The organism is Dactylosporangium sp. NPDC051541, from assembly GCF_044454505.1.
Lineage (GTDB): Bacteria > Actinomycetota > Actinomycetes > Mycobacteriales > Micromonosporaceae > Dactylosporangium.
The window spans coordinates 1-16,196 of the sequence record NZ_JBITDU010000006.1 but is presented as its reverse complement, the minus strand read 5'-3'; the positions used below and the strand labels follow the sequence as shown (position 1 = coordinate 16,196).

Genomic DNA, 16,196 nt, shown 5'->3' with positions numbered 1-16,196 from the left:
TGGCATTGGCGGGCTGGCGGTGCACGCAGCACACACTCAGGGCGCCGCCAAGGCCTCCGTCGGCGCCAGGCGGGCCGCGCGCACCGCGGGGTAGAGGCCCGCGATCGCCCCGATGACCAGTGTCGCCGCGACGCCGCCGGCCGTTGCCCACGGTGGGACGACGGTCGGCCAGTCGCGGGTGGTCGCGTACAAGGCGGTCACCCCGAGGCCGATGGTCACGCCCCCGAGACCGCCGAGGGCGGACAGCAGCAGCGACTCCGCCAGGAACTGCACCAGAATCTGGGCCCGCGTAGCACCGAGAGCCCGGCGGAGTCCGATCTCAGAGCGCCGCTCCAACACCGAGATCACCATGGTGTTGGCCACCCCGACGCCGCCGACCAGCAGTGCGACCGCGCCCAGCCCCAGCAGCAGCCCGTTGAAGGTCTTGTCGGTGGCCTGCCGGGCGGTGAGGGCGTCGGACGGGCGGGAGACCTTGACCTGGCTCGGGTTTTCCGGGTTGGCGGTGCGGGCGAGCACCGCCTGGACGGCCTCGACCTGGGTGTCCTTGGTGCGGGTGTAGACGGTTGTCGGGTGGCCGTCGAAGGCCAGGTACGTCGAGGCCGCCTCCCACCCGATCAGCGCCGACGAGTCCAGCTCAGGGGCCAACGGTATTGCGTCCAGGATGCCGATCACGGTGAACCAGCGGTTGCCGATGTACACCTGCACCCCGTCCCCGGCCGCCGAGATCCCGAGGCGCTTGGCCGTCGCGGCGCCCAGGACCACCGATGGGAACTGGCCGGTGGCCGCGTTCAGCCACACGCCCGACGCGACCGAGCCACCCACGGTGCGCAGCAGTGAGAGCTCCGCGGCCCGCAGCGCGATCGCGCCGGTCTGCGCGGCCGGGATGCGGTCGTTGCGGTACACGTGGATGCCCGAGATTTTGCCGGTCGCCGACACTTCGGTGACCGGGCCGATCCGGCCGATCATCGCCACCGACTCGTCCGGCAGGGAGACGCCGTCGCCGAAGATGTCGTTGCCGGGTGCGACGGTGAGCAGGTTGGTGCCGAGCGCGGCCAGTTGCCGGTCGAGCTCGGCCCGGCTCGACGAGGAGATCCCGACGACCGAGATCATCGCGGCGATGCCGATCGCGATGCCCAGCGCGGACAGGAACGCACGCATCGGCCGGGTCCGCAGGCCGGCCCCGCCGACCCGGACCACGTCAGCGGGGGCCAGCCGCGAGGGCGCCAGCGACGTCGTCATCCGAGACCACCTCCCCGTCGCGCATGGCCACCTGGCGCGGCAGGCTGGCCGCGATCTGCCGGTCGTGGGTGATGACGAGGATGGTGGTGCCGGCGTGATGCAGCTCCCCGAGCAGCTGCATCACGCCGGCCCCGGAGGTCGAGTCGAGGTTCCCGGTGGGCTCGTCGGCGAGCAGGATGGCCGGCTCGCCGACGACCGCGCGGGCGATCGCGACCCGCTGTTTCTCGCCGCCGGAGAGTTCGTGCGGCAGGTGGTCGAGCCGGTCGGCCAGGCCCACCCGCACGAGGGCGTCCTCGGCCCGGCGGCGGCGTTCGGCCCGGGAGGCGCCGGTGTAGAGCAGCCCGTCGGCGACGTTGTCCAGCGCGGGCTGCCCGACGGCCAGGTGGAACTGCTGAAACACGAAGCCGATGCGGCGGGCCCGCAGCGCCGCCAGCTGGCGGTCCCGAAGCCGTGCGACCTCATGCCCGTCGATGCTCACGGTGCCCGACGACGGGCGATCGAGAGTACCGATGAGATGCAGCATTGTGCTTTTGCCAGAACCCGAAGGACCGACGATGGCCACGAACTCCCCGGCGGACACGGTCAGGGAGACGTCGCGAACGGCGATGACGCCGCCGGGATACTCCTTGGACACCCCGGAGAGCGAGACGACCGCCGTCATGCCGGCATCCCGACCACGGTGCCGGCGCTGATCCCGTCGCCGGTGATCTCCACCTTGCCCGCGGCGAACAGCCCGAGCTTGACCGCCACGATCTTCGTCGTGCCATCGGCGACGACCTGCACTCCATAGCCGCCCTCGGCCAGAGCCAGAAGCGCCTGCACCGGTACTGCCAGCACGTTCTCCCGCTTGCCGGCCGTGAACGTGACCGTGACCGTCACCTGGTCCAGCCCGTCGAAGGCCTTGGCGTCGTCCGGGGTGATCGTCACGCGGTACTTGGTCGTGGCCGCCGTGTTGCCCTGGGCCGGCTGGATGACCGTCTGCACCACCGAGATCTTCCCGGCCACGCCCTTGCCGTCGGGCAGCTTGACGCTCACCGCCGCCCCGGTCTTGGCCAGCCGCTGGTCCGACGTGTCCAGGTCGATCGTCACGACCGGGGTCGTGCTGGTGTAGGCCAGGATCGCGCCGCCGCTCGGGTCACCGGCCTCGGCCTTGTGCTCGTCGACGCGGACGGCGCCGGTGGCGTAGACGATCCGCCCGGCCTCCACCGTGCCCGTCTTCGTGATGCCGAGGTCGCCCTGCCACTTCTTCACCGCGCTCGCCGTCGACGAGGAGTAGGTGTCGTCGACGGTGAACCCGGTGTACCCGAGCGCGGCCAGGTTCTCCTCCAGCTGCTTGACGTCGGGCCCCTCGTCGCCGACGGTCAGGTTGCGGTACGACGGCATCGCGCCGTAGAGCAGCACCACCGGCGTGTTGTCGGTCCGATACAGCGCCTGCCCGCGCTGGACGGTGGTGCCGACGGCGGGCACCTCGGTGAGCGTGCCGCCGCCGCGGCCGTTGAGCGTGCGACTGTCGCCGTGGCCGAGCTTGCCGTCCTCGTTCTGGGTGTCGACCAGGGTCTGCTTCGTGACCGTCACCGTCTTGGCCGGCCCGGAGCTCTTCGCCGCCTCGGCCTGGCTGCCGGTCTGGGGCAGCCCGAGCCCGGCCGCGGCGGCGGCTCCGACGGCGGCGACCGCGGCCACCCCGAAGATCACCTTTCCGGCGCCCCCGCGCCGGCGGCGGTTGCTCACGCCCCGCCCCCGTCGTTGTGGTTCTCGGTATGCGTCCCGGGGCCGCCGTCGCCGCCCTTGGGCCCGAGGTCGTACTGCTCGCACGCCGCCTGAGCGCTCTTCATCTGCTCGCTCTGCAGGTCGATGCCGAGCTCGTTGCCGTCGATCATGAAGCCGCCCTCCTCCTGCGGGTCCGGGAAGTTGGGGATGCCGTGCTCGCGCATGCACTGGGCGTACTTGCGCATCTGCTCCAGCTGCGCCGCGTCGAGCTTGGGCGGCTGACCGTTGTTGGGCATGAGCGACTTGCACTCGGCCTGGGCCGCGTCGACCTTGTTCTTGTCGACGTCGCCGGTGATCGTCAGCCCGACTCCGCCGCCGCCGCTGTCGAAGTTCGGGTCCTCCATCGGCACGCCGTGGTCGCGCATGCACTGGGCGAACTTGAGGAACGCCTCCTGGTCGTCCTTCGGGTCCCGGCTGCCGGTGCCGCTGCTGGCGCTCGCCGTCGGGGACGCCTTGCCATCGCCCGCCGAAGCCACGCCATCGTCCGCGCCGGTTCCCTTGGCGCAGCCGCCGGCCGTGAGCACGAGCAGCAGGCCGACCGCGAGGCTCGTCCTGAAACGCATAATGCCTCCTTAGGTGTACTGCCTGTGCAGTCAAGCCAGCCGCCCGTCAACTGACCGTTAGCGAAAACGTTGACGCCGAGTTGACACCGGGGCGCGGGACGATGGAGGCATGCGGATTCTGGTGGTCGAGGACGAGCGGCTGCTCGCCGAGACGGTCGCGCAGGGCCTGCGCCGCGACGCGCACGCCGTCGACGTGGTCCACGACGGCGCCGCCGCCCTCGAGCGGCTCGACGTCAACGACTACGACGTCGTGGTCCTCGACCGCGACCTGCCGGTGCTGCACGGCGACGAGGTGTGCCGCGAGCTGGCCCGCCGCGAGTCCGACGCCCGGGTGCTCATGCTGACCGCGGCCGCCGACGTCGACGACCGGGTCGAGGGCCTCGCCCTCGGTGCCGACGACTACCTGCCCAAGCCGTTCGCGTTCCGCGAGCTCGCGGCCCGGGTGGCCGCGCTCGGCCGCCGGGCCCGGCCGGCCGCCCCGCCGGTGCTGGAGCGGGCCGGGATCCGGCTCGACCCGCACCGCCGCGAGGTGTACCGGGAGGGCCGCTACGTGCCGCTGTCACGCAAGGAGTTCGCGGTCCTGGCCGAGCTGCTGCGGGCGGCGGGCGCGGCCGTCTCGGCCGAGCAGCTCCTCGAGAAGGCCTGGGACGAGCACGCCGACCCGTTCACGCATACCGTGCGGATGACGATCCTGAAGCTGCGGCGGAAGCTGGGCGAGCCGGCCGTGGTGCTGACCGAGCCCGGGGTGGGGTACCGAATCCCGTGAAGAAGATGACCATCCGCACTCGGCTGACGCTGGTCTACGGCGGCCTGCTCCTCGCCGGTGGCCTGCTGCTCATCGGCATCACCTACGCGCTGGTCTCCCAGCGGCTGGGCGACAAGCTCTACGCGTTCAAGTCCGAGCAGGGCGCGCCGCCGCCGGACCTGGCCGTCGGCGGCGAAGCGGGCCCCGGCACCCTCAACCGCATCTCCGGCGAGATCCGCTCCGACGCGTTGAACGTCCTGCTCACCCAGGGTGGGGTCGCGCTGGCCGCGGTCGTCCTGCTCGGCCTGGCGTTCAGCTGGCTCATCGCCGGCCGCCTCCTGCAGCCCCTGCACCAGGTCACCGAGACGGCCCGGCGGATCGCCGGCGCCCCCGACCGCGGGCTGCACGAGCGGATCGCCCTGACCGGCCCTTACGACGAGGTCAAGGAGCTGGCCGACACCTTCGACCAGATGATCGCCCGGCTCGACAAGTCGTTCGACGTCCAGCGCCGGTTCATCGCCAACGCATCCCACGAACTGCGCACCCCCCTGACCCTCAACCGCACCCTGCTCGAGGTCACCACCGACGACCCGGCCGCCTCCCCCGAACTGCGACAGCTGGGCCGGACGCTCCTGGCCGTCAACGACCGCCACGAACGCCTCATCGACGGCCTGCTGCTCCTGGCCCGCTCCGAGCGCGCGATCGGCGACGCCTCCTACGTGGACCTGGCCGACATCGTCACGCACGTCACCGCGCAGCAGCCGGGCGAGGACGTGAAGCTGACCGTTGTGGCGGACGAGGCCCCGACGACCGGCAACGCGGTGCTCCTGGAGCGGCTGGTGCACAACCTCGTCGAGAACGGCGTGCGATACAACGTGCCGGCCGGCGGCTGGGTCCGCGCCGAGTCCGGCACCCGCCCCGACGGCGTGTTCGTGACCGTCAGCAACACCGGGCCGGTGGTCCCGCGGTACGAAATCCCGAACCTCTTCGAACCGTTCCGCCGCCTGGGCCCGGAGCGCGCCGCCGGTTCCGGCGCCGGCCTGGGCCTGTCGATCGTCCGCGCGGTTGCCGGTGCACACGGTGGCAAGGTCTTCGCCGACCCCCGGGACGGCGGCGGCCTCACCGTGACCGTGATCCTGCCCACCGCCGCGAGCAGCGAATATCCGACATGACAACGAGCGGAGATCCGGCACACTCGGGGTCATGTCCGCACCGCCCACCAACCTGGAAGATCTCCGCCGCCTGGTGAACGCCGGGTCGCGCGTCAAATATCTGTACTTCTGGGGCAACCAGCCCCGCCTCGACGGCACGCTCGGCCCCAGCTGCCTCAGCCAGTGGTGGCCGTCCCCGTTCGACGTCGACGGCGTCCACTACCCGACCGCCGAGCACTACATGATGTGGCGCAAGGCCCGGCTCTTCGGCGACACCGCGACCGCCGACCGGGTGCTCTCCGTCGGCCACCCGAACCAGGCCAAGGCCCTCGGCCGGATCGTCAAGGGCTTCGACGACGCCGTCTGGGAACGCGAGCGCTTCGCGATCGTCACGGACGTGAGCCGGGCCAAGTTCTCCTCCACCGACGAGCTGCGCACCTACCTGCTCGGCACCGGCACCCGCGTCCTGGTCGAGGCCAGCCCCCTCGACCGCGTCTGGGGCATCGGCCTGGCCGCCGACGACGAGGCCGCGGCCAACCCGGACCGGTGGCGCGGCCTCAACCTGCTCGGCTTCGCCCTCATGCGGGCCCGCCACGACCTGGCCGCGGGCGCGTGACCGCCCGCAACAGCCAGGTCCAGCCCCTTCCACCGTGGCTGGCCTGGCCGATCCGGGTCCTGGCCGTCATCTTCGTGGTCCCGTTCCGCCTGGCCTGGGACGCCCTGGTCTGGCTGACCCGCGCCCTGTGGAAGTACGTGGGCTCGCCCCTCACCGAGTACGTCCTGGCCCCGTTCTTCTACTACGTGATCTGGGTGCCCCTGCGCTGGATCGCGATCTACATCCTCTGGCGCCCCCTGGCGTGGATCACGGTCCACATCCTGTGGCGCCCGCTGGTCTGGTTCGCGAAGCACGTCCTGGCCCCGCTGTGGGACGGCTTCGTCTGGCTCCTGAAGGCCACCGCCCCGTTCTGGCACCTGCTGGCCCGCATCCTCCTGGAGGTCGGCAAGGCCGTCGGCTGGGCGATGACCATGCTGTACCGCTACCTCCTGACCCCGATCGGCCGGGCCATCGCCTTCGTCTGGCGCTGGGTCGTCATCCCGATCGGCCAGGCGATCGCGTGGGCCTGGAACCACTCCGTCGTCCTGCTCTGGCGCTACCTGGTGGTCATCCCGGTCGCCTTCGTGTGGCGCTACTGCGTGGTCCCCCCGGCCCGCTGGGTCCACACCTGGGTCCTCCGCCCGATCGCCGACACCACCCGCCGCGTCCTGGCCACCCTCGGCCTGCGCTGACCCCGCACTGGCACTGCAAACGCCCGAGAGCCGACGCGGAGGCGCGCCGGCTCTCGGGTACTCCTGTGGTGCGGGTATCACATGGTGGCGAACTTGAACTTCTGGAAGTCGGTGCTGTTGCAGGTGTTGATCACCGTGTAGGCGTTGACGGCCGTCGAGTTGCCCTCGAGCTGCAGGCACAGGCCGCCGGCGCCCACGTTGGCCAGGCGTTCGCTCGGGTAGCGCATCCACTGCTGCTTGGTGCTGCCGTTGCAGACGGCCAGGATGACCCGGGTGTTGGCGGCGGTGCTGCCGCTCTCCAGGTCCAGGCAGCGGGTGTCGGCCGCGTTGCCCGTGTCGGCGTAGACCTTGTAGTAGCCGGAGGTGCCGGCCGAGCCGGACGGGACGAAGACCAGGCGCTGGCCGTTGTTGTAGTTGCAGGTGCGGTCCTGCAGGTAGCTGGTGGTCGCCGGGACGGTGCCGTCGGTCGACGAGCCCAGGCAGTAGTTGATCGCGGTGGTGGTGCTGCCCTTGCTCTGCATGATGTCGAGGGGGCGGACGTTCCAGTTCTGCGTGGCCGCGGCGCTGTTGCAGGTCACGACCTGCAGCGGGGTGTTGTTGGCGGTGCTGGCGCCGGCCGGGGCCAGGCAGAGGCCCGAGCCGGCGTTGCGGACCAGGCCGTTGGTCTGGAAGTACCACTGCATGCTGGTGTTGCTCGGGTCGCAGTTGAAGATCACGACCGGGGTGGTGCTCGTCGCGCCGCCGTTCTTCGGGTAGAGGCAGCGCTCACTGCCGTCGCCGAGCGGGCTACCGGCCACCGAGCCGCCGACGTTCGCTCGGATCGTGCCGTTGACGCTGTTGTCGTTGATGGGGGTGAACGTCCACCATTGCGCGATGTTGCCCGTGCAGCCGACGATCTGCACCGTGTTGTTGTCGGTGTCGGCGTAGTTGAGCACGTCGGCGCAGGAGCTGGTGGTGCCGTTCTTCAGCGTCAGGATCGAGCTGACCTTCTTGCTGGTCATGTTGTACCAGGACTCGCCGAGCGTGAGGTACCCGTTGGCGTTGCCGGTCTGGGCCTTGATGAAGGCGTTGAGGTCGCCGGCCGCGACCTGGTTGGCATAGAGGTCGCGGGCGAAGTTCGGCTTGTTGAACGTGGTCGCGATGTAGTTGTAGAGGTAGCCGGCGTGCTCGTAGCCGTGCAGATACGTGAACGTGGCCGGGTTGGCGACCGGCATGTTGCTGCTGTACATCCAGTAGCGCACGTAGTCCGCGAAGCCCTCGGTGACCCAGCTGGGGGTGAAGCCCCCGTTCATGCCGGTGGTCGCGATGTGCGTGACCTCATGGATGGCGATCGACAGGTCCGGGTCGTTGAGGTGCGCGTCGATCCAGGACGTGCCGACGAACATGCCGTTGCCGCTCACATACGCGGCGCCGGTGTTGGGGTCGGTGTTGAGCGTGATGGTCGTCGGCGCGTTCGCCTGCGACCCGAGGAACGTGACGATCTTGGGGTACCACTTCTCCAGCAGCCCCTTGAGCGCCGTCAGATACTGCAGGTAGTTTCCCGTCACGGCGGGGTTGATGGTGATCGTCGGCACCGGGAACGGGCTGGCCGGCTGCGTCACCGAGACCGATGCGCTGGCCGCCGAGGCCTCATTCGCGGCATTCTTCGCGACGACCTTGTAGGAATACGCGGTGCCATTGGCGACACCGGTGTCGAGCCAGCGCTGCGTGACGTCGCCGGATGCGAATCCGGCCTGCGCCGCAACCGTGGTGAACAACGCATTGTTTCGGTAGATGTCATATTGCGTTGGCACTTGACCGGTAGCGTAGTTCCAGGTCAGTGCGATACTGTTGCCGCCGGTGAACGCTCGCACATTGACCGGCGCACTCGGCGCGGCGGCGTGTGCCATTCCGGCCGGAAGGCCCAGCGGTGCCATCACACCGGCCGCGGCCGCGGTTATCGCCAGCATTACCCGCCTGGCGTTTTTGGCGCGCGTGAACAACTTACCCAGCATCGATCGTTGCCCTCCCCGTCAAGGCATTGCATGCGGAGCTTCATGATCTCCGATCAATGCGATAAACGTCAATGACTTGATCGACTGACGCCAATAGGGTAGAAGCGCGGCAACACGCGGCCGCCCGGCGGGTAACCGGGCGGCCGCGGCGCCGGTCAGGCGACCGGGGCGGGCCGTGGATCGGCCGGGGCCGGAGCCGGGCGCTCCACCTCGACGTGCGGCAGGAGGCGGTCCAGCCAGCCGGGCAGCCACCAGTTGACCCGGCCCAGCAGCGCCATCGTGGCCGGGACCAGGACCAGGCGGACCAGCGTCGCGTCGACGAAGACCGCGACCGCCATGCCGACGCCGATCATCTTCACGGTCACGTCCGGGTCGAGGGCGAAGCCGATGAAGACCGCGACCATGATGGCGGCCGCGCTGCTGATCACCCGGCCGGTGGCGGCCAGACCGCGGACCACGGAACCGCGGGCGTCGCCGGTGGCCAGCCAGTCCTCGCGGACCCGGGACAGCAGGAACACCTCGTAGTCCATCGACAGTCCGAAGAGGACGGTGAAGAGCAGGATCGGGACCCAGCTCGACACCGGCACCGCGTGCGGCAGGCCGACCAGCCGCGCACCGAAGTCGGTCTGGAAGATGGCGGTCATCACGCCATACGCCGCAGCCACTGACAGCAGGTTCATCACCGCCGCCTTCATCGCGACGACCGGAGCCCGGAACAGTACCGTCAACAAAATCAACGACAGCGCGACGACGAACGCGACCACGATCCACAGCCGGTCGGCGAGGCGGTCGGAGATGTCCGAGAACACCGCGACCAGGCCGGTGACCCGCACCCCGTCCGGCAGCACGGAGCCGCGCAGGCGGGTGAGCAGTTCGCTGGTCGCCTCGTCCTGCGGCCCGGTCGTGGGCTCGATCGAGATGACCGCGGCCGTCCCGTTGACGACCGGCGGGGCGACCGCGGCGACGCCGGGCACCGTGCGCAGGCGGGCCACCAGACCGTCCACATCGGACACCTTGGTGGTGTCGACGGCGAGCAGCAGCGGGCCGTTGGCGCCGGGGCCGAACTCGGCCGACGTCAGGTCGTAGGCGAGCCGGGTGGTGTTCGACGTCGGCTGGCTCCCGGCGTCCTGCGGCCAGGTCCGCATCCCCAGCATCGGCGCGGCCAGCGCGGCCAGGACGATGAGCGAGGCGAGCGCGGCGACGACCGGGCGGCGGCCGACGCGGGTGGCCCAGCGGGCGGTGAAGCCCGACGCCGACGCGACCGGCCGGCCCTGGCGGACCTTGCGGGGCAGGACGCGGTGGCCGGCCAGGCCGCAGAGCGCGGGCACGAGCGTCAGCGCCGCGGCCATCACGGCGACGACGGCGGCGAAGGTGGCGTAGCCGAACGAGGAGTACACCGGCAAAGAAGCCAGGCGGAGGCCGAACAGCGAGACGAGCACCGTGAGCCCGGCCACCACGACCGACGCTCCGGCCGTCGCGTTCGCCTCCGCGGCCGCCGCGCGGGGCGACAGCCCGCGGCGCAGACCCTCGACGTGCCGGGCCACGAGCAGCAGGGCGTAGTCGATGCCGACGCCGAGGCCGACCATCGTGGCGACCGTCGGCGCGGTGTTGCTGATGTCGGTGGCCTTCTCCAGCAGGGCGATGACCGCGGTCGCGACGCCCAGGCCGGCGATGGCCACGACCAGGGGCAGGCCGGCGGCGACGACCGAGGCGAGGCCGAGGACGAGGATCAGCAGGGCGGCGACGATGCCGACCGCCTCCGCGGTGCCGCTCGGGGCCGAGATGTTCTCGGCGACCTGGCCGCCGAACTCGACCTGCAGGCCCTCGCGCTCGAGCGGTTCGGCCGCGGCGCGCAGGGCGTCCATGGCCGAGGTGCCCGCGAAGTCGGTGACCGGGATGTCGTACTGCACGCCGATCAGCGCCGTGTCGCCGTCCGCGGACAGCCGGGCCGGGGCGACGATCCCGGCCGACGGCATCGCCGCCAGCCGCGTCCGCAGCGACTCCAGGACGGCCGGGTCGAGCCGCCGGCCGTCGTGGACGATCACGCGGGCGTCGGCGCCGGACATCTGCGGGAAGTTGGCGCGGAGGAACTCGGTGCCGGCCTGCGACTCGGTGCCGGGCACGTTGTAGTCGTCGTGCGGGGTGCCGCCGAAGCCGGCGGAGAGCGCCGTGAAACCGACCAGGACTATGAGCCAGGCGCCGATCGTGCGCCAGGGGTGAGCGGCGGCCGCACCGCCGATTCGGCCAAGCAAGCGAGACATGCCGACACGCTCCCCCGTACCGCTTTCAGCCGACTTGGAGTCCACTAACAGCGACCCCGGCCGTCGACTTTCGCCGCTAGAGCGACCGGTGACGCAGCCGGTGCACTGAGGTATGCGCCGATTCCTGGCCGTCACCGGCCTGCTGCTGCTCGCCCCGCTCGTCGGCGAGTTCCTGCTCGGCAACCTGAGCGTCCGGATCCTCCCGGCCCTGCCGTTCCTGGTCCCCATGTACGGCGGCGGCGCCCTGCTCATCCGCGAGATCGCCCGCCGCAGCGGCCGCGGCTGGCCGGCGATCCTGCTGCTGGGCGCCGCCTACGGGGTGCTCGAGGCCGGCCTGGTCGACCAGTCGCTGTTCAACCCCACGTTCGAGGGCCACGACTTCCTGGCCGTCACCCCCGTCCCGGCGCTCGGGGGCCTGAGCGCGGCGAGCACCCTGTCCTTCGTGGCCGGCCACGCGATCTGGAGCATCACCGTCCCGATCGTCCTGGTCGAGCACCTGGCCGGCGACCGCGAGCCGTGGCTCGGGTGGAAGGGATCAACCGCTTTCCTCCTGGTGTACTGCCTGGGCTGCTGGATCGTCTACAGCGACATCAGGGACAGCGAGCAGTTCGTCGCGACTCCGGCCCAGCGCGCCGGTGCGGCGGCCGCCGCGGTCCTCCTCATCGGCCTGGCGTTTGCCGCGAAGTGGCCGACCGCCTCGCAAAAGCCGCCGAAGGTCTGGCTCACCGGGGTCATCGCGTTCGTGGTGAGCTCCGTGTTCTTCGCGCGGCCGGAGACGTGGCCCGGCTTCTGGTTCGGGGTCGCCTGGCTGGCCGCCGCATCGGTGTGGCTGCTGCGGACCCGGTGGACCCCTCGGCACGTCATGGCGCTGGCGGCCGGGGCGCTCCTGACCTACGCCTGGGGCGGCTTCGCGCTGACCGCGCTGATGGAGCCGCACGACCCGGTGCGGTGGCAGGGCAACGCCGGGTTCGCGGCCGGGGCCGTCCTGCTGGTCGCGGCGTGCGCGCTCAGAGGCAGGACTTCGCCCGGGCCAGCCAGTGCGGCGAGCTCCAGCGAGCGGCCACCTCCGCGGCCAGCTGGAAACAGTCCGACGCCTCCTGCGGGCGGTCCTGGAGGCGGTACAGCTCACCGAGGCTGAGCGCGACGGGCTGCATGGCGATCGAGGTGCTCGACACCCCGGCGAGCTGCGAACGGACCGGCCGGAGGGCCTCGATGACGGGCTGGGCCAGGTCGGCCCGGCCGAGCGCGACGATCGCCAGGGCCCGCACCGTGTAGAACGCGGAGGCGAAGTAGTCGGGGCGGATCGGGTGCTCGCAGATCCGGACCGCCCGCGCCTCGTCGACCCGCCCGGCCGCGACGAGGGCGAGCGCGTAGGCGTCGTTGCCGATCGCCCCGAGCTGCTCGCAGACGATCCGGGTCGGCTCGACGAACTCGGCGGTGCGCCCCGCACTCATCAGCACGCTGAACGTGGCGAAGAAGTGGAACGCGTCGCCGTGCAGCGACCCTTGGCGGCGCATGTGCTCGTGGCACTCGTCGTAGAGGGCGAACGCCCCGACCAGATCGCCCGCGATGTGCGCGAACGTGGCCCGGGCGGCCAGGTGGATCGCGTGCGGCTCGGCCAGGTGGTACGCCGCGGCGATGGCGCCCTGCCGGTCGATCGCGGCCCGCAGCGCTTCGGGCTCGTTCAGCGCCGCCGCACAGTTGCCCAGCTGCTGCTCGCCGAGCCAGTGGTGAGCCACGAACCCGTTCTCGGCGGCGAGGGCCCGCAGCTCCAGCGCGACCGCGCGGCGGGCCGGCACGTCCTTGTCGTAGGGCATCGTGCGCCCCCGCGCGGCCAGCCCGAGCGCGAGCAGCCACGGGTCGTCGAGTCCGCGGGCGATCGCGAGGGCCTCGCGACCGGCCGCCACCCCGCGCTCGTCGCCCTCACCGTCGAGCTCGTTGGTGAGCGCGTCGAGCAGCCGGCAGCGGTCGGCCGGATCGAGGTCGTCGCGGCGCAGCAGCCGGGTAAGTACGTCGACCAGCCGGTCGTCGACCACGCCGTACTCGTGGATCTGCCACGGCGTCGCCACCGTCCACGCCGTGAACGCGGCGACCAGCAGCTCCTCCCGCCCGGACGCGACGGCCACGTCGACCGCCCGGTGCCGCGTCTGCCGGGCCGCCGCCACCGCGCCCGCGCTGGCCTGGGCCCGCAGGAGCCGCCCGAGCAGGTCGACCAGGCACGCGTCCCGGTCGCCGGGGGCGGTGGCGGCGGCATCGAGCGCCCCGCCCAGCACTTCGGCCGCCGCGTCGTACGCGTAGCGCCGCTCGGCCAGCTCCGCCGCCCGGATCGCGAAGTCCACGGCGAGCGCGGCGGTGTCGGAGGACGCGGCCCGGGCGTAGTGGTGGGCGAGCGCCGGATAGTCGTCCCGCCGCGTGGCCGCCGCCACCCGCGCGTGCATCCGGGCCCGGCGCAGCCGGGAGAGGTCGGTGTACATCGTGTCCCGCACGAGCCCGTGCACGAACCGCACCCGCCCCGGCGCCGGCTCGGTCAGCAGCCCCGCGATGAGCCCCGCCTCAAGGGCGTCGAGCACGGCTCCTTCGTCGGCGTCGGCCGCCTCGACCAGCGTCTCCACGTCGGCCTCCCGCCCGACCACGGCCGCGAGCCGCAGCACCGCGACCGCCGCCGGTGGCAGCCGCGACAGCCGCCGCCGCAGCACGTCGCGCACCCCTTCCGGCACCTCGGACGTGGCGACGAGGGCCCCTTCGGACGCGAGCAGCTGCGCCGACTCCCGCACGTAGAACGGATTCCCGCCGGTCCGCTCGGCCAGCGCGGCGAGCGTCCCCGCGTCCACCGGGGTGCGCGCGAACGCTTCGACCAGCCGCGCGACGTCACCACGGCCAAGCCCTTGCAGCGGTACCCGCACAGGCGACCGCCGCGCCAGCACGGCCATCGTCCCGGCCAGCCGCTCCCGATTGTCGGCCGGCCGCAGCGCCCCCACGAGCAACAGCCGCGGCCCACCGGGCCCGACGAGCTCGGCGACGCCGGCGAGCAGCATGAGCGTCTCCTGGTCGGCCGCGTGCAGATCGTCGAGCACCACGGCCACGGGCCGCGCCGCCGCCACCGACGCCAGCCACCGCGAGACGGCCCGATGCAGCCGAAACCGCCCCGCCGCGACGTCTTCCCCGGACGAGATCCCACCGGCGTCCTCGTTGAGCAATGGCCGCAGCTCGGCACTCAACTCCCCGGGCGCCTCGACCGCGGCCAGCTGCCGCAGGGCTTCAACCCAGGCCCAGGCCGGCGGCGCCCCCTCAACCTCCGGACACCGCCCGACAACGACGAGCCAGCCACGCTGGGTGAGCTCGTGCCGATACCGCCCAAGGATGCTGCTCTTCCCGACCCCGGCCTCCCCGCTGACCAACACCACCTTGGGCGCCCCATCCGCCGCCTCCAGGAGCGAGCGCAGCTCCCCCTCCCGCCCGACGAACAGCTCCCCATCCCGCCCGACGGACAGCTCTCCACGTTCGGCCTGCTCAGAGCCATTGCCAGCCCCAACGCCGGCGCCAAACGCGCTCGCGCTGGCGCTGTCGTCAACCGTGCCGGTCAGGATCGCCGACTCCAGGTCCAGCAACGGGCGGCCCGGGTCCAGGCCCAGCTCGTCCGCGAGCACCGTGCGCGCTCGCCGGAGGGCGGCCAGCGCGTCCGCCTGGCGGCCGCTCCGCCACAGGGCCAGGGCCAGCAGCCGCCAGGCCTCCTCGCGCAGGGGCGCCTGCCGGGTCAGCAGTTCGGCCTCGGCCGCCGCCTCGGCCGTGGCCCCCGTGCGCAAGGTCGCGTCGAGGAGCAGCTCCCGGGCGGCCAGGCGGAGCTCTTCGAGGCGGGCCGCCTCCGGCTCGGCCCAGGACTCGCCGGCGAACTCGGCGTAGGCGTCGCCCTGCCACAGGTCGAGGCCCTCGCGCAGCAGCCGCCGGGCCCGGTGCGGGTCGTCCGGGAGCGCGCGGGCCTCGGTGAAGCGGCACTCGAACCGCCAGGCGTCGACGGCGTCGGGTGGGAGGCGGATCGCGTAGCCGGGTGGAGCGCTCACCAGGAGGCGGGCCGGCGTGCGGCGCTCGCGGGCGGGCTCGAGGAGGCGGCGGAGGTTGGAGATGTAGGCCTGCAGGGACGCGATGGCCCGGGGCGGGGCCTCGCCGCGCCACAGGTCCTCGATCATCCGGTCGACGGAGACGACGTCGCCGCGGGCCGAGAGCAGCCTCGCCAGGACGGCGCGCTGGCGGGGACCGCCGAGGTCGACGGCCGTTCCTGTTTCGACCGCGAAGGGGCCGAGCACCCGCAGCAGCATGACGGCGCCATGGTAATCGCCACCAAGCGCTCTCCAAGACCGCTACAAGACAGTCCGGCGACCGTGTGTGCACCGACACGAACACGCGAAGGAGTCACCGATATGACCGGCACCGTCACCACCGAGCGGCCCTGGGTCCAGGAGATGGTGGTCGTGCACCGCATCTTCCGCCGGGAGTCGCGGCACCTGCACGACCTCATCGGCGCCGTCCGGCCCGGTGACACGGCGCGGGCCGGGCTGCTGGCCGGGCTGGCCCGCGAGTACATCGAGGGCCTGCACAACCATCACACCAGCGAGGACGAGCTGCTCTGGCCGAAGCTGCTGGCCCGGGTCGACCTCGACGCCGAGCTGGTACTGCGGATGGAGCAGCAGCACCAGGTGGTCGACGCCGGCCTGCGGGAGCTCGAGCGGCTCCTGGCCGCGTGGGCGGGGACGCCGGCCGAGCCGCAGCGCGACGCCCTCGTCGGCGCGCTCGCCCAGCACCGCCGCGACCTGCTGGAGCACCTCGACGAGGAGGAGCGGCACGTCCTGCCGCTGATCGAGGAGCACCTGACGGTCGCGGAGTGGAACGCCCTCGGCGAGCACGCGCGCTCGAAGACCCCGAAGGAGAAGCAGCTGCTCATGCTGGGTGCGCTGCTGGAGGATGCCACACCGGAGGAGACGGCCCGGTTCATGGCCCGGCTGCCGTTCCCGGTCCGGCTGCTGTGGAAGACGGTCGGCCGGCGCTCCTACAACAAGCAGATGGCGGCGGTCCGCACGCCTTAGGCCCTGTTTCAGAAACGAGGCAGGGCTGCGGCGGGCCCAGATCCCGCCTGCGCACACATCGCGAAAGGCCGGATACAACCCCGGTATCCGACCTCCCGCGCTGCGCACGCA

At 72.1% G+C, this 16,196-nt stretch carries 12 protein-coding genes; 5 read left to right on the top strand and 7 right to left on the bottom strand.

The window, feature by feature from the left end; genetic code table 11:
* Positions 1-36: 36 nt before the first annotated feature.
* From ACIA8L_RS26630 to ACIA8L_RS26615, 4 genes are read right to left on the bottom strand one after another with little or no spacing between them, the layout of a single operon-like run.
* Positions 37-1,239 (bottom strand): ABC transporter permease, encoded by a 1,203-nt coding sequence (locus ACIA8L_RS26630; RefSeq protein WP_395909070.1) that lies wholly within the window; start codon positions 1,237-1,239, stop codon positions 37-39.
* Positions 1,199-1,900, bottom strand: a complete 702-nt coding sequence (locus tag ACIA8L_RS26625) for an ABC transporter ATP-binding protein (RefSeq protein WP_395909068.1) — start codon at positions 1,898-1,900, stop codon at positions 1,199-1,201. Before ACIA8L_RS26625 ends, ACIA8L_RS26630 begins: the two co-directional genes overlap by 41 nt.
* Entirely contained in the window at positions 1,897-2,967 is a 1,071-nt protein-coding gene (locus tag ACIA8L_RS26620) for a peptidoglycan-binding protein (protein ID WP_395909066.1), read from the bottom strand. Before ACIA8L_RS26620 ends, ACIA8L_RS26625 begins: the two co-directional genes overlap by 4 nt.
* Complete coding sequence (locus ACIA8L_RS26615; RefSeq protein WP_395909064.1) at positions 2,964-3,569, bottom strand: hypothetical protein; 606 nt, start codon at positions 3,567-3,569, stop codon at positions 2,964-2,966. Before ACIA8L_RS26615 ends, ACIA8L_RS26620 begins: the two co-directional genes overlap by 4 nt.
* Positions 3,570-3,678: 109 nt before the next feature.
* On the opposite strand from ACIA8L_RS26615, the gene ACIA8L_RS26610 reads away from it, so the two are divergent.
* From ACIA8L_RS26610 to ACIA8L_RS26595, 4 genes are read left to right on the top strand one after another with little or no spacing between them, the layout of a single operon-like run.
* Complete coding sequence (locus tag ACIA8L_RS26610; RefSeq protein ID WP_395909063.1) at positions 3,679-4,335, top strand: response regulator transcription factor; 657 nt, start codon at positions 3,679-3,681, stop codon at positions 4,333-4,335.
* A 5-nt stretch (positions 4,336-4,340) separates the two neighbouring features.
* On the top strand, positions 4,341-5,486 hold the full coding sequence (locus tag ACIA8L_RS26605) for a sensor histidine kinase (RefSeq protein ID WP_395909062.1): 1,146 nt from the start codon (positions 4,341-4,343) through the stop codon (positions 5,484-5,486).
* Positions 5,487-5,517: 31 nt separating this feature from the next.
* The gene (locus ACIA8L_RS26600) at positions 5,518-6,081 is read left to right on the top strand and encodes an NADAR family protein (RefSeq protein WP_395909061.1); all 564 of its coding nucleotides are present in this window, start codon (positions 5,518-5,520) and stop codon (positions 6,079-6,081) included.
* Complete coding sequence (locus ACIA8L_RS26595) at positions 6,078-6,752, top strand: hypothetical protein (protein WP_395909060.1); 675 nt, start codon at positions 6,078-6,080, stop codon at positions 6,750-6,752. Before ACIA8L_RS26600 ends, ACIA8L_RS26595 begins: the two co-directional genes overlap by 4 nt.
* Positions 6,753-6,829: 77 nt before the next feature.
* Here ACIA8L_RS26595 and ACIA8L_RS26590 read toward each other — a convergent pair whose 3' ends face one another.
* From ACIA8L_RS26590 to ACIA8L_RS26580, 3 genes are all read right to left on the bottom strand, one after another.
* A complete protein-coding gene (locus ACIA8L_RS26590; RefSeq protein ID WP_395909058.1) occupies positions 6,830-8,545 on the bottom strand; it encodes a ricin-type beta-trefoil lectin domain protein in 1,716 nt (571 codons plus the stop codon).
* Between the two features lie 356 nt (positions 8,546-8,901).
* Positions 8,902-11,007 (bottom strand): MMPL family transporter, encoded by a 2,106-nt coding sequence (locus ACIA8L_RS26585; RefSeq protein ID WP_395909056.1) that lies wholly within the window; start codon positions 11,005-11,007, stop codon positions 8,902-8,904.
* Positions 11,008-12,014: 1,007 nt separating this feature from the next.
* Positions 12,015-15,320 (bottom strand): BTAD domain-containing putative transcriptional regulator, encoded by a 3,306-nt coding sequence (locus ACIA8L_RS26580; protein ID WP_395909055.1) that lies wholly within the window; start codon positions 15,318-15,320, stop codon positions 12,015-12,017.
* Between the two features lie 102 nt (positions 15,321-15,422).
* Between ACIA8L_RS26580 and ACIA8L_RS26575 the strand changes: the two genes are divergently transcribed.
* The gene (locus tag ACIA8L_RS26575) at positions 15,423-16,085 is read left to right on the top strand and encodes a hemerythrin domain-containing protein (protein ID WP_395909054.1); all 663 of its coding nucleotides are present in this window, start codon (positions 15,423-15,425) and stop codon (positions 16,083-16,085) included.
* Positions 16,086-16,196: the final 111 nt, after the last annotated feature.

Coding starts and splice junctions, on each gene's coding strand:
- ACIA8L_RS26630 (WP_395909070.1), bottom strand. CDS start 1,239: ATGACGACGTCGCTGGCGCCCTCGCGGCTGGCCCCCGCTGACGTGGTC.
- ACIA8L_RS26625 (WP_395909068.1), bottom strand. CDS start 1,900: ATGACGGCGGTCGTCTCGCTCTCCGGGGTGTCCAAGGAGTATCCCGGC.
- ACIA8L_RS26615 (WP_395909064.1), bottom strand. CDS start 3,569: ATGCGTTTCAGGACGAGCCTCGCGGTCGGCCTGCTGCTCGTGCTCACG.
- ACIA8L_RS26610 (WP_395909063.1), top strand. CDS start 3,679: ATGCGGATTCTGGTGGTCGAGGACGAGCGGCTGCTCGCCGAGACGGTC.
- ACIA8L_RS26605 (WP_395909062.1), top strand. CDS start 4,341: ATGACCATCCGCACTCGGCTGACGCTGGTCTACGGCGGCCTGCTCCTC.
- ACIA8L_RS26600 (WP_395909061.1), top strand. CDS start 5,518: ATGTCCGCACCGCCCACCAACCTGGAAGATCTCCGCCGCCTGGTGAAC.
- ACIA8L_RS26585 (WP_395909056.1), bottom strand. CDS start 11,007: ATGTCTCGCTTGCTTGGCCGAATCGGCGGTGCGGCCGCCGCTCACCCC.
- ACIA8L_RS26580 (WP_395909055.1), bottom strand. CDS start 15,320: ATGCTGCTGCGGGTGCTCGGCCCCTTCGCGGTCGAAACAGGAACGGCC.
- ACIA8L_RS26575 (WP_395909054.1), top strand. CDS start 15,423: ATGACCGGCACCGTCACCACCGAGCGGCCCTGGGTCCAGGAGATGGTG.